Genomic DNA, 12503 nt, shown 5'->3' on the forward strand with positions numbered 1-12503 from the left:
CCTACTTTTAGAATCTTGTCAAGATATTGAGATAAATTTTTCTTATTTTTTGTTTTTTACAAAGCAAAAAGCCCACTGTTGTAGGCTTTCTGTAATATATTTCTTAAAATTAAAGCATTTTGTTGTAGAATTCAACGATAAGTGCTTCGTTGATTTCTGGGTTGATTTCATCACGTTCTGGCAAACGAGTCAATGAACCTTCCAATTTTTCAGCATCGAATGATACGAATGCTGGGCGTCCAAGAGTAGCTTCAACTGCTTCAAGGATTGCTGGAACTTTCAATGATTTTTCGCGAACTGAGATTACTTGACCTGGAGTTACGCGGTATGATGGGATATCAACACGTTTTCCGTCAACAAGGATGTGACCGTGGTTTACGAATTGACGAGCTTGACGACGAGTAGTCGCAAGACCAAGACGGTAAACTACGTTATCCAAACGACGTTCCAAAAGAAGCATGAAGTTGAAACCTAGGATTCCGCCCTTGATTTTTGTAGCTTGTACGAACAAGTTACGGAATTGTTTTTCACCTACTCCGTAAGTGAAACGAAGTTTTTGTTTCTCAGCCAATTGCAAACCGTATTCTGACAATTTAGAACGGTTGTTTGGTCCGTGTTGTCCTGGTACGTAGTTACGACGTGCCAATTCTTTACCTGTACCTGTAAGTGAAAGGCCAAGGCGACGAGCTTGTTTCCAAGATGGTCCTGTATAACGTGACATATGTATGTCCTCCTAATATAAATATAATTTCGGCGGAAATAGTCACTTAGAAAGCCCTGATTCGTGCAGATGCCCTTCGCCTAAACAGCCAAGGTTACTTGTTATAAGACACCTGTTGACGAGCTTCATGCTTTCCTGCTGCTATTTCACACAAAGGCTATTGTACCATGAAATACTACATTTGTAAAGAGAATTTTTTTAGTTTTATTTCAAATTAAGATGAAATGTAAACGTACTTCCTAATCCATGCTGGCTTTCTGCTGTTATTTCACCACCAAGTTGATGAGCTAGTTCTCGTGCAATCGCAAGTCCTAATCCATGACCACCTGTCTTCATATTACGCGACGTTTCTACACGATAAAGTCGGTTAAAAATTTTTTCCAAATCTTCAGGATGAATACCTTGACCCTCGTCTTTCACACTGATTATCAGCTCTTCTTCTGTTAATTGGGCAAGAACCTCGATTCTTGTTCCTGGTTCTGAATATTTAAAGGCATTGTTTAACAAATTGACTAGAATACGAGAGAGTTTGTTGTAATGACTCTTGATTTTCGCAGATTCAGGCTTTACTTGAATGTAGACATCACGCTCCTCTTGCTCAATCTGAAGTTGAAATTCACTCATCGACTCAATCAACAGCTGATCTAAAAACACATCTTCGACTTCTTCATCAGCTATATCTTGAGGCTGAGCGTTAAGAGTCAAAACATCCAATTCTTCGACTAGCTTGTTTAAACGCTCGGTTTGGCGACCAATCGTGGTTAAGTAATGGAGTCGTTCCTCTTCCTTGATTACTCCATCTAGAATTCCTTCCACAGTAACCTGAATGGAGGTAATGGGAGTTTTAATATCGTGAGAGAGCTGAGCAATCATCATTCTCTTTTCTCGCTCACTCTCATCAAGTGATTGAAAGGTATCTTGTAAATTGCGGGACATGTCATTAAAAGCCTGGCCCAGCTCTTGAAATTCTAATGGCCCTTTGGTATCAATTTTTGTGCTGAAATCTTTGCCAGCTATATTCTGAGCTTGTTTTTTCAAATGTTTCAGAGAAGAGAACACAGGCGACAAAAGAAAGATGCTCACTGCAGCGCCAATGAAACTAGCAATCAAGGTCATTCCAACCAGAAAGTAAACTTCACTTTTCTCAATCAACATTCGTTGGACTGCCCAGAAAACGACCAAAATCGTTAGTAGAGTCGAAACTAGATACCCCACTAAAATATAGCTTTTTAATTTCATTTTTTACCTCTCGGTCTTTCCATCTTATAGCCCAATCCCCAAACAGTTTTGATAGCAGGAGTGTTTAAATTCGTATACTTACTCAACTCTTGTCTCAAAGCATGAATATGAACATTGAGTGTATTGGTATCATCCACATAGTCCTCCTGCCATACCTTCTCGTAAAGTTCAGTCTTTGAAAAGACTCTCTCAGGATTGCTGGCTAATATCCATAAAAGTTCAAAAGATTTCACTGTCAATTCCAAAGGCTGTTCCCCAATGCGAACTTCATGAGTCACATGGTTGATCACTAAGTCACCAAACTCAATCTGCTCAGTCTCTCCGCCACGACTAAGGCGGCGCAAGATATTATTCACTCTCAAAACCAATTCCCGTGGGCTAAACGGTTTAGCTATAAAATCATCCGCCCCCAAACTTAATCCATAAATCTTATCCTGTTCGCTTGTCTTAGCAGTTGTAAAGAGAAAGGGTTGATCAGGGGCAATATACTGAACTTCGCTGATGAAATCATAACCGTCCATATTAGGCATCATGATATCTGTGATAATGAGATCGATAGATTTTTTTCTAAAAAGTTCTAAGCCTTCCTTGCCATCATGGGCAACTAAAACATCGTAACCTGCCTGCATAAGATAGCGATTTTGAATATCTAGAATATCTATCTCATCATCAACCAACAAAATTGTCTTTTTCATCTGACACTCCTTCGATAAAAACAGTGTTATACTTGCTTTAGTATAACACTATTTTCCGTAATGTTTAAATGATTTGAACCTTAATCTTCTCTTTTGGTTTTCCAACCTAAAAATCCAACAAAACCTGCCAAGGCTAGGCCAAGGATTCCAAGTCCAGCTGTAGCCGTTTGAGCTTCACCAGTATTTGGTAGCATCGCTTTATCATCTTTTTTCATCATATTAGCCATTTGGCTAGAAGCTGGTTGATCTACTTTCATATCTGACATATGGTGATTTGTACCCATCATACCCTCAGTCGCACCTATAGAGCCTGTTTCAGAAGGCTTCGTATTCATCTGACCTTGTTGAGATGGTATTGTCGCCATTTCTTTTCCACGAAGCTGAATCGTTACTTGACGAGTAGCAATCAAATTGGTCAAATCAGGTTTGCCGTCTTTAGCGCCATAGACTTTAACAGTAGCTAGATATGTGTGGGTTCCGTTAGCTCGAAGTTGCTCCAGCAAGGCCTGACCATCTTTGCCAACCGTATTGCCATTCAAATCCACTTCGTAGAAATATTGGCCTTTAGCCAAGCCTTCAAGTGGCAATAGAGCTGGATTTTTAGCCGTTCCGTTGTCTGACCAAGGGGCTTTGTCTGAGGCTTTTAACAAGAGGCGAGTCAACATACCATCTCCACCAAAAGCTTCGTATGGTATAACTTGGTTGACACCGGCCAAGAAAGGTCCAGGAACCTTAGCCTTATCAAGGTAGCTAGCTGGAACATCAATCATGTCTTTGACATTGTTAACAACAGACTCTTTAACCTGATTTGGTGTGGTCAAGCCATTCAAATTAACAGTCAAATCTTTAGTCGCTACTAGGTTAGTCAAATCGGCCTTGCCATCTTTCACACCGTACACTTTAATAGTAGCTTTATAACTTTGCGTTCCATTTTGTTTCAAGAGGTCAAGTAGCTCTTTGTCAGATTTTCCTTGGGTATCTGCCAAGTCCACTTCATAGAAGTAAAGGCCTTTGCCCAATTTCTCTACCGGTGGGAGAGCAGGATTTTTAGCCGTTCCATTATCTGACCATGGAGCCTTATCAGATGCTTTCAAGATAAGGCGAGTCAACATACCATCACCAGCAAAGAACTCATATGGAATGACTTGATTGACGCCGGCTGTAAATGGACCTGGGAAATTGGCTTTGTCAAGGTAGCTAGCTGGGACATCTACTGTGTCTTTGGTATTATCAGCCACACCTTTTTGCACTTCAGCTGGTGTGGTTAAACCATTCAAGTTGACATCCAAATTCTTAGTCGCTACCAGATTAGTTAAGTCAGGCTTGCCATCTTTCACACCGTACACCTTGATGGTAGCTTTATAACTTTGAGTACCATTTTGTTTCAAGAGGTCAAGTAGCTCTTTGTCAGATTTACCTTGAGTACCTGCCAAGTCTACTTCATAGAAGTAAAGACCTTTGCTCAATTTCTCTACCGGTGGGAGAGCAGGATTTTTAGCCGTTCCATTATCTGACCATGGAGCCTTATCAGAGGATTTCAAGATAAGGCGAGTCAACATACCGTCACCAGCGAAGAATTCGTATGGAATGACTTGGTTGACACCAGCTGTAAATGGTCCTGGGAAATTGGCTTTGTCAAGGTAGCTAGCTGGGACTTCTACTGTGTCTTTGGTGTTGTCGGCCACACCTTTTTGCACTTCAGCTGGAGTGGTCGCTGGTTGCGCTTCACTGGCTTCGCGGTCTTGTCCAGAAGCTGTAGACGCAGGACTTTCCACAGGTTTAACTGCATCTTCTGTTGGTTTCTTAGAGTCAGGTTGTGCTTGCACTTCTTCTTTTGGTGCTACTACTGGCTCTTTAGCAGTTTCGTCCGCTTTTTCTGAAGAACTTGTCGTATCCACACTTGCTTGAGGTGTTGGAACAGACTGTTCTGAAGAAAGATCTACATCTACTGCTTTATCTAGAACCTCTGCTGATAGGTCGCCCTTTTCACTCACTGAGGCGTCGTTTGACACGACTTGGGCAGGAGTCGGATTGACGACATCAGCACGTGCAGAACTTGGTTGACCGACTAGGACAAAGAAGCCACTAGCCACAACAACTGAAGCAACACCGACACTGAGGCGGCGAATAGACCAACGAGTATATCTCTGATTTGGATTGAATTTCATAGGATTCTCCTTAGAGTTTTCTTTTTTGATGACTCTAGTATAATCTCCTAAAATTAAAAAGGATTAAGAAAAAGTTAAAATTTTTCTTAAATCCTTCTTATAAAATACTTATATTGACTCAATAGTCACTAGAAAAAAGAATGGTCATTTCTCTTTTAATCATTGAGGTGTGCTAGATTATCTAAATATTGGTTATTGATTACTGCCATCATATAGCCATCAGCTTTCAATAGATCATCCGGCCCAAATTGAACATCCAAGGGAGCATTTTCATAGTCACGAAAACCAAGAATATTGAGATTGTATTGTCCTCGAAGATCAAGATGACTTAGACTCTTACCTGCCCACGACCGTGGAATTTTCATCTCGACTATCGAGACATTTTTGTCCAACTGAAAAACATCAACGCTGTTATTAAATAAAATAGTCTGCGCCAACGAACGACCCATCTCATATTCTGGTGAGATGACTGAATCTGCGCCAATTTTTTCAAGGACTTTTTTTGCTGTATGGCTTTTAACCTTAGCAATAACAGTTGATACTCCTAGACTCTTGCAATGCATGACTGCAAGCACACTAGATTCTAAATTTTCCCCAGTTGCCACCACAACTGTATCGCAGGTATCAATTCCTGCTGAGAGCAAGAGCTCTTCATCGGTAATATCTCCAACAACTCCACGTACCAAGACTGGTTCGAACTGATTGATTCGCTCCTCATGGTCATCAATGGCGATTATATTTACATCATGCTTAGCAAGAGCCGCGAGAACACTGCTCCCAAAAATTCCCAAACCTAAAATTCCAATTGTCCGATCTGACATAGTTTATCCTTTCTTATCCTATGGTAATATCTGCTTTCATATAGTGGATCATATCTTTCTTATCTGGTTGATACTCAGCCAAACTAACTAATAGCGTCAGCGGCCCAATTCGTCCGATAAACATCAGTAGCATGATAATGCTAAGAGCTAATCTGCCTAACTCTGGTGTCAGATTGGCAGTCACTCCGACCGTGGCAAGCGCTGAAATTGTCTCGAACATGATGTAGATAAAGCGCGGATTCCCCTCAGTTGTTATTCCTACTAAGATTAAGCCCAATAAAAAAGTTATCAAGAAGATGATAAAAACACTGAATGATTTTTGGACTGTCCGAGGTAAAATTGTTCTCCGAGCTACATTGGCATGGGGTAATCCTAAAAGTTCACTGCGTGCAAATACTAATAATACAAAGAAGGTTGTGATTTTAAGCCCCCCGGCTGTTCCACCAGGCGCCCCACCGAGAAACATTTGTAAGATATAAATCAGCAAAGTAACAGGCCGAGCCTGGGTGTAATCAATAGAAGCAAAACCCGCCGTTCTCATGCTAACTGTTTGGAAAAAACTGACTAGCAATTTATCAGGGATGCTGAGATTGCCAATCGTTCCCGGATTGTTCCACTCTATCAAGAGGGTTGAAACTGTTCCAGTAAATAAAATTCCAGCTGTCAAGAAGAGAACCAACTTGGTATGGAAGCGAAGCCGACGTTTTTTCTTGCTCAACTGTGTGGCCAGGTCAAACCAAACCATGAACCCTAGACCACCTGTGATGATCAAAGCAGCAAGCACTAGATTAATCAAAGGATCAGTTTGAAAAGCTACTAAACTTGTACTTCCAAAATTATCAAAACCAGCATTACAGAAAGCTGAAATAGCTACGAAGATAGAGGTAAAAATCCCCCGACCCCAACCAAATTCTGGAACAAAACGAAAACTTAACAGGAAGGCTCCGAGTCCTTCAACGATAAAAGTCGTCAAGAAAATCGAACGTATGAAAACCATTAAAGACTGAGTTTCTCCATAACTAAAGCTCTCCAAAATTGTTTCACGGCTACGAAGACTTAGCTTTTGCTTACTTTGAATATAAAAGATCCCTATAAAGGTCATGAGACCCAAACCACCAATCTGGATCAAAAACATACAGATTAACTGACCCCAGATGTTATATGTGGTAGCTACTGGTTGAGTAAAGAGTCCTGTCACACAGACCATGGATACTGCTGTAAAGAGATGGTCGAAATAGGTCGCTTGGGAGCTTGTTGCTTGCACAAATGGCAGACTCAAAAGAAGAGAGCCTGCGAAAATAACCAAAGCAAAACTCAAAAAAATTCGACGAGCAGGTGATAAACGCCCCAAGGTCGTGTTTATTTTTTCCGAAAATGATTTGAATAACATAGCTACATTGTACCATAAAATAGTTAAAGCAGTCACATATGACTAACGATTTCAAGACAGAGTTCTAAGGCCTTGCCAAAAGCTTCTGCCCCCCAGTCACGACTGTCGTAGTTATCTAGATCTGCCAAGGAATCTGCGGTAAAGAGCAACTCTCCCCAGACAACTCCACGTAGCTGGGCTACTGCCGCAAGAGCGGAGCACTCCATCTCCACAACTGCACAGCCTTCTTTCTTACGATAGGCAACTTTTTCAGCTGTTTCTCGGTAAAAACCATCTGTCGACCAAGTCATAACCTCTTCATAAGGAATGCCTAGTTGTTCCAAGACTTGCTCGATGGCAGAAATCGCTTCGACATGTACATCCATATAACGAGAAGGCGCTACATAGTGGTAGCTGGTCCCCTCATCTCGCAGGGCTCGGACTGGAACCAGAAAGGCATTTTCCTCTATATCGGCTAGGACGCCACAGGTTCCAGTGGAAATGATTTGTTCCACACCGTAGCCAATCAACCAATCCATAAACTGGGCGGCCGGGGCAGAACCAACAGGAGCCTGAGCTAGACAAACTTTTTCGCCTTTGTAGTCCATGACATAAACTGGATAGGTTTTAGTGGCAGAAATGAACTCGCCAACGCACTCTGCTCCTACTTCTCGAGCATAGCGGTCAATCTCTTCTTCCAAAAATGCATAGATGCACTTCTTTGGTAACTGTAAATCCAAGCCTTCGTGATTCGGCATGATGACTGCCAGAGGATTGTCATCAAACTCTAAAATAGGAATAGCGTATTTCTGAATCATAGAATATCTCCTCTAAATTTGTACTATTATAACAAAAGCAAAACAAAAGTCAAGACGGGAGGCTAAGTCAAATCAGAAAAACCTACCTTAAGTAGGAAACAACAATTAAATGCTTTTTTCGTCATAATAAAATTGCTATAGCTTAGGAATTAGTTTATAATAGATTGAATTTAAAAAAGGGAGAAATCTTATGAAATTCTATTCATATGACTATGTTCTCAGTCAGATTAGTCAACAGAATTGGACCATGATTATTGTGTCGACATTCTTAGTGATTGTGACTGGATTCTTTGCATTTAAGGCTTTCAAAGATAAAAGAGGGAGTAAGTTCCGTGAATTATCGCTCATTTCTATTTTGACCTTAATTGCTTTTGTATTGATTAGCATTACGAATTTTCAAAACAGCCAATCCAATGATAATCAATTTCGTAGTTCCTTACACTTCATCGAGATTGTATCAAAAGAGTTAGGTGTTGATAAAAAAGATATTTATGTCAATACTTCAGCTACTACTGATGGAGCTATTATTAAGGTTGGCGACAATTTTTATCGCGCCATTAGCGGGACTGACCAAGATAGCTATTTATTAGAAAAAATGGAACTCTATAAATCAGATGTGGAACTCGTGGAGGTTGAAAAATGATAAGCTTTTTTGCTACGATTGCAATTAAATTGGCCTTGGGGCTACTTTCTCTTGTTTTTGTTATTAACGTAACAGGTAAAGGAAATTTAGCACCAAGTTCTGCAGTAGATCAAATCCAGAACTTTGTTCTCGGGGGTATTATCGGTGGGGTTATCTACAATAGCTCGATTACCATCCTTCAATATATCGTCATCCTCATCATCTGGACGATTTTGATTCTGTCACTCAAATGGCTTAATACCAATGTTTACTTCATCAAACATCTGATTGATGGAAAACCAACTATTATCATAAAAAACGGAAAATTAGATCCAGAAGCCTGTCGTTCAAAAGGTCTTGCAGCTGCAGATGTAGCCCTTAAATTGCGTGCTCAAGGAATTTTCCAACTAAAGGAAGTCAAGAGAGCTGTGATTGAGCAAAACGGACAGCTAATTGTCGTAAGAATGGGTGACGAGAATCCTAAGTACCCAGTCATTACAGACGGCGTTGTCCAAGTTGAAATCCTAGAAACCATTGGCAAATCAGAGGAATGGCTAACAGAACAATTGAAAGAAGAAGGTTTCGAAGAAGTGTCTAATATCTTTATCGCTGAATATGATAAAGGGCAATTGAATGTTGTAACCTATTAAAAAAATAAACTGATGCTTTTCGTATCAGTTTTTTGCTTTTTAGCATAAAAGGGTATATACTTAAACCAATATCTGATGTAATTTAGATAATACAAAAAATTAACGGAGGTATCCCCCATGTCAATCGAAGAAAAATTCAACCAAGCTAAAGGTTCTGTTAAAGAAGGCTTTGGTAAACTAACTGGCGATACAAAAACTCAAACAGAAGGAGCTGCAGAAAAGGTAGCTTCAAAAGCTAAAGAAGTTGCTGAAGATGCAAAAGAAGCTGTCGAAGGCGCAGTAGCTGGCGTTAAAAACATCTTTAAAAAAGACGGAGAATAATTCTTTTTCGTCCTAATAACATAAGAAAATCTCCCTTCTCTTTCGAGAAAGGAGATTTTCTTTTATGGTCGTCCACCAGGGCCTCCATTTCCTTGAGGTCCACCTCCACCAGGTATCGAATTGACAATCTCAGTTTGTTTTTCACCATTGAAATAGATGTCTCCGCCTGTGTAAGTCGCTGTTCCATCAAAGTCAAAACCAGTTTGACCAGTCATTTTGATGGTTCCTCCCGTAACAGTAATGTTACCATTTGAGTCAATTGGATCCGTGTCCCCCTGACCAACTTCAACCGTCAAATTCCCACCATTCATAGCAAAGAAAATTTCACTTTGTTGGGCATTTTTGTTGGCCGCATTGACACCATCATCTGTTGAGTATATGGTGATGTCTCCACTGTTGATAGTGATTGACTTACCTTCAAGCCCTTCTGTAGAATTCTTAACGGTATAGGTACCACTATCAATAACCAAATCACCTGATGCGTGGATACCATCATCTCCAGCAGTAACAGTGATGGTATTGTCAGAGAGATACATGGTTCCTACAGATGTGTCCTCATCATTGTCGACCTTAACTCCGTCTTCCTTGGCATCGATAGTCATAGTTGTGCCGGTAATGTTGAGTTCATCATTGACATTAAAGGCATCCCCGACTGCTGTGATGTTGTAGCTTCCACCTGTGATGTGAAGTGTATCATTTGCCTTGATACCATTGTTTTTCTTACCATCTATATTGAGAGTTCCTTTACCGTTGATGGTCAAGTCCACTTTAGAGAAGAGGGCTGCATCAGCTTTTTCATCACTATTAGAAGCTGAATCTGAGAGGCTATTGGTTGTGCCATCTGCTAGAGTTAGGTAAACATGACCAGCTGATGTTGCAGAAATAGCTGCATTGGTATTGGTCATGGTCACACCCTTTAGAACAATATGTACATCATCAGTCTTCTCGGCTTCAATCTTAATTTGAACTCCATCAGATTGACCAGATATGACATAGGTTCCTGCCTTAGAAATAGTAACAGTCGAACCTGATACGGCCACTCCGTCACCTGATACCGTCGCCGTTGATCCTGACAAAGTTACAGTTGCTGCTGTCTTTTCATCATAGGAAGTATTATAGTCCTTGTCTGTGAAATAGTTAGTTTTCTTAGCATCTGTAGTTGATGTCGTTTTCGTTGTCGCAGTATTGCTAGCTGTTGTATTTGAAGTTGACTGGGTACATGCTGTTACCAGTGCTAGAGTTGTTATACTCGTTAATAGGAATGCCCATTTTTTACTTTCATACTCGTTTCCCCGTCTTTCATTTTACATGCTCTTAGTCTACGGAAGCTTCCTAAAAGAAGCCTAAACTTTTTCTGAAAGTTTTCTTAATTCCATCCGAACTTCATTAATAATCATTTCTTATGGTACAAAAAAGAACAGCATTTCGCTGTTCTTTTAATTTTCTTTGACTGGAATTTCTTTTATAACTCGTGCTGGATTTCCTGCTAAGACAACATTATCTCCAAAGGATTTGGTAATGACAGCTCCTGCTCCTGCAACAACGTTATCACCTAGTGTAACACCTGGAAGGACAATAACCCCACCACCTGCCCAGAAGTTCTTGCCGATTGTAATTGGTTTCCCAAATTCTAAACCTGAATTTCGTTCATCTGGATCCAGTGGATGAAGGGGTGTTAAAAATTGGCAGTTAGGACCGATCATAGCATTGTCGCCAATGGTAATAGGACAAACATCCAACATGGTCAGATTCCAATTGGAATAGAAATTTTCTCCCAAATGAATATTGACACCATAATCCACTACCAAACGAGTATTGACATAGAGGTTTTCACCAGTTGAACCAAACCATCCTTTGATGATTTCCATACCTTTTATTGGATCGACTTCTTCATTAAAGGAGGCTTGCTTTTGTCTTGCTGTTTGTGCTAGAGTACGAAGTTCTGGATCGAACGGGCGATAGGGTTCTCCCGCAATCATTTTTTGGTATTCACTTTTCATATCTTGATATCCTTGCTTGTTTTACAAGATTGTAGCATAGTTCTATCCTTAAGACAAGCCACAAAGCAAAACGATAAAAAAACTAGTGCATCTATCGATGTACTAGTTTTTAATTAGAAAGGTGACTTTTCCACTACTTTACAGAGTTGATTAGTCTTCTTTCTTTTTACGAGCGATAAGTCCAAATCCACTCAAGACACCTACTAAACCAAGGGCAGCAAGGCTAGCATGATCTTCAGTACCAGTATTTGGCAATTGAGGAGCATTTTCCTTAGCTGGAGCTGGTTTAACTGGAGCTTCTGGTTTTTCTGGAGTTACAACTTTCTTGTAGATGTGTCGGATGTTACCATTTGCATCTACAACAGTCTCCACAAACTCATATCCTGGAATATCTTTCTTAGGTTGTTCTCCATCCTCAGTTGGATATCCTGGAATTGGGTTTCCGTTTTCGTCAACATGAGTTGTTGTGATCTTTTCGTAGACGTGTACTGTATCACCGTTTGGCAACTTCTTAGTTTCAACGAAGCGGTATCCTGGAATGTCTTTCTTAGGATTTTCGCCGTCTTCTGTTGGATATCCTGGAATTTCATTTCCGTCTTTATCCTTGTGACTAGTCTTCACTTTTTCGTAGACATGTTCTGTGTCGCCGTTTGGAAGTTTCTTAGTCTCTACGAAGCGATAACCTGGGATATCTTTCTTAGGATTTTCGCCATCTTCTGTTGGATATCCTGGAATTGCTTTACCATCTTTGTCTACAAATGTAGTAACTGGTGTTACTGTTGGTGTGTATGTTGCAGAAGCTTTTGTTCCGTTCATATCTTCACGAACAACTGTAACAGATGGAGCTGTTCCTGTAAATTCAGGTTCTGGTTTGAAGGTTACTGTTCCGTCTGGTGCTACTGTGTAAGTACCAACACCTGGAATAGTCTTAGTTGTTGAACCATCGTCAAATGTAGCTGGAACATCATCATTCATTGGAACACGGCTATCGCCTTCCTTGAATGTTGGTTTACCAGACTGTTCTTTACCTTTTGGTCCAATAGTTGTAGCTGGTTCACCTGTTGGTGTTACTGGTGTAA

Annotated in this window: 13 protein-coding genes; 3 read left to right on the plus strand and 10 right to left on the minus strand. The window is 40.4% G+C overall.

The window, feature by feature from the left end:
- Nucleotides 1-109 precede the first annotated feature (109 nt).
- The 7 genes from rpsD to AB2B47_RS08425 form a co-directional block, all read right to left on the minus strand.
- The gene (gene rpsD / locus AB2B47_RS08395; RefSeq protein WP_004253981.1) at nt 110-721 is read right to left on the minus strand and encodes a 30S ribosomal protein S4; all 612 of its coding nucleotides are present in this window, start codon (nt 719-721) and stop codon (nt 110-112) included.
- Nucleotides 722-925: 204 nt separating this feature from the next.
- Nucleotides 926-1960, minus strand: a complete 1035-nt coding sequence (locus tag AB2B47_RS08400) for a sensor histidine kinase (RefSeq protein WP_320694100.1) — start codon at nt 1958-1960, stop codon at nt 926-928.
- On the minus strand, nt 1957-2655 hold the full coding sequence (locus AB2B47_RS08405; protein ID WP_320694101.1) for a response regulator transcription factor: 699 nt from the start codon (nt 2653-2655) through the stop codon (nt 1957-1959). The genes AB2B47_RS08400 and AB2B47_RS08405 overlap by 4 nt, the downstream gene beginning before the upstream one ends.
- Before the next feature lie 80 nt (nt 2656-2735).
- Nucleotides 2736-4823, minus strand: a complete 2088-nt coding sequence (locus AB2B47_RS08410; protein WP_006152459.1) for an SSURE domain-containing protein — start codon at nt 4821-4823, stop codon at nt 2736-2738.
- 155 nt (nt 4824-4978) lie between these two features.
- The gene (locus AB2B47_RS08415) at nt 4979-5644 is read right to left on the minus strand and encodes a potassium channel family protein (protein ID WP_006152454.1); all 666 of its coding nucleotides are present in this window, start codon (nt 5642-5644) and stop codon (nt 4979-4981) included.
- A 13-nt stretch (nt 5645-5657) separates the two neighbouring features.
- Entirely contained in the window at nt 5658-7034 is a 1377-nt protein-coding gene (locus tag AB2B47_RS08420) for a TrkH family potassium uptake protein (RefSeq protein WP_320694102.1), read from the minus strand.
- A gap of 32 nt (nt 7035-7066) precedes the next feature.
- Nucleotides 7067-7831, minus strand: a complete 765-nt coding sequence (locus AB2B47_RS08425; RefSeq protein ID WP_320694103.1) for a nucleoside phosphorylase — start codon at nt 7829-7831, stop codon at nt 7067-7069.
- A gap of 190 nt (nt 7832-8021) precedes the next feature.
- Here AB2B47_RS08425 and AB2B47_RS08430 point away from each other — a divergent pair, with 190 nt between their 5' ends.
- The 3 genes from AB2B47_RS08430 (at nt 8022) to AB2B47_RS08440 (ending at nt 9424) form a co-directional block, all read left to right on the plus strand.
- Nucleotides 8022-8474: a DUF3290 family protein gene (locus AB2B47_RS08430; protein WP_060956251.1), complete on the plus strand. Its 453-nt coding sequence runs from the start codon at nt 8022-8024 to the stop codon at nt 8472-8474.
- The gene (locus AB2B47_RS08435) at nt 8471-9103 is read left to right on the plus strand and encodes a DUF421 domain-containing protein (protein WP_320694104.1); all 633 of its coding nucleotides are present in this window, start codon (nt 8471-8473) and stop codon (nt 9101-9103) included. The genes AB2B47_RS08430 and AB2B47_RS08435 overlap by 4 nt, the downstream gene beginning before the upstream one ends.
- Nucleotides 9104-9220: 117 nt before the next feature.
- Nucleotides 9221-9424 (plus strand): CsbD family protein, encoded by a 204-nt coding sequence (locus AB2B47_RS08440; RefSeq protein ID WP_006152418.1) that lies wholly within the window; start codon nt 9221-9223, stop codon nt 9422-9424.
- 62 nt (nt 9425-9486) lie between these two features.
- Here AB2B47_RS08440 and AB2B47_RS08445 read toward each other — a convergent pair whose 3' ends face one another.
- The 3 genes from AB2B47_RS08445 to AB2B47_RS08455 form a co-directional block, all read right to left on the minus strand.
- Nucleotides 9487-10671 (minus strand): carbohydrate-binding domain-containing protein, encoded by a 1185-nt coding sequence (locus tag AB2B47_RS08445; protein WP_320694107.1) that lies wholly within the window; start codon nt 10669-10671, stop codon nt 9487-9489.
- Between the two features lie 189 nt (nt 10672-10860).
- Nucleotides 10861-11424 carry a sugar O-acetyltransferase gene (locus AB2B47_RS08450; protein ID WP_320694105.1) on the minus strand — a complete coding sequence of 188 codons (564 nt, stop codon included), beginning with the start codon at nt 11422-11424 and terminating at the stop codon, nt 10861-10863.
- 150 nt (nt 11425-11574) lie between these two features.
- The coding region (locus tag AB2B47_RS08455) for a MucBP domain-containing protein (protein WP_320694106.1) at nt 11575-12503 on the minus strand (929 nt) is incomplete at its 5' end.

Origin of the sequence: Streptococcus wuxiensis, assembly GCF_040888245.1 — a bacterium.
GTDB lineage: Bacteria > Bacillota > Bacilli > Lactobacillales > Streptococcaceae > Streptococcus > Streptococcus wuxiensis.

Excerpts from the sequence above, each read along its gene's own strand:
- rpsD (WP_004253981.1), bottom strand. The coding sequence starts at position 721 with ATGTCACGTTATACAGGACCATCTTGGAAACAAGCTCGTCGCCTTGGC.
- AB2B47_RS08400 (WP_320694100.1), bottom strand. The coding sequence starts at position 1,960 with ATGAAATTAAAAAGCTATATTTTAGTGGGGTATCTAGTTTCGACTCTA.
- AB2B47_RS08405 (WP_320694101.1), bottom strand. The coding sequence starts at position 2,655 with ATGAAAAAGACAATTTTGTTGGTTGATGATGAGATAGATATTCTAGAT.
- AB2B47_RS08410 (WP_006152459.1), bottom strand. The coding sequence starts at position 4,823 with ATGAAATTCAATCCAAATCAGAGATATACTCGTTGGTCTATTCGCCGC.
- AB2B47_RS08415 (WP_006152454.1), bottom strand. The coding sequence starts at position 5,644 with ATGTCAGATCGGACAATTGGAATTTTAGGTTTGGGAATTTTTGGGAGC.
- AB2B47_RS08420 (WP_320694102.1), bottom strand. The coding sequence starts at position 7,034 with ATGTTATTCAAATCATTTTCGGAAAAAATAAACACGACCTTGGGGCGT.
- AB2B47_RS08425 (WP_320694103.1), bottom strand. The coding sequence starts at position 7,831 with ATGATTCAGAAATACGCTATTCCTATTTTAGAGTTTGATGACAATCCT.
- AB2B47_RS08430 (WP_060956251.1), top strand. The coding sequence starts at position 8,022 with ATGAAATTCTATTCATATGACTATGTTCTCAGTCAGATTAGTCAACAG.
- AB2B47_RS08435 (WP_320694104.1), top strand. The coding sequence starts at position 8,471 with ATGATAAGCTTTTTTGCTACGATTGCAATTAAATTGGCCTTGGGGCTA.
- AB2B47_RS08440 (WP_006152418.1), top strand. The coding sequence starts at position 9,221 with ATGTCAATCGAAGAAAAATTCAACCAAGCTAAAGGTTCTGTTAAAGAA.
- AB2B47_RS08450 (WP_320694105.1), bottom strand. The coding sequence starts at position 11,424 with ATGAAAAGTGAATACCAAAAAATGATTGCGGGAGAACCCTATCGCCCG.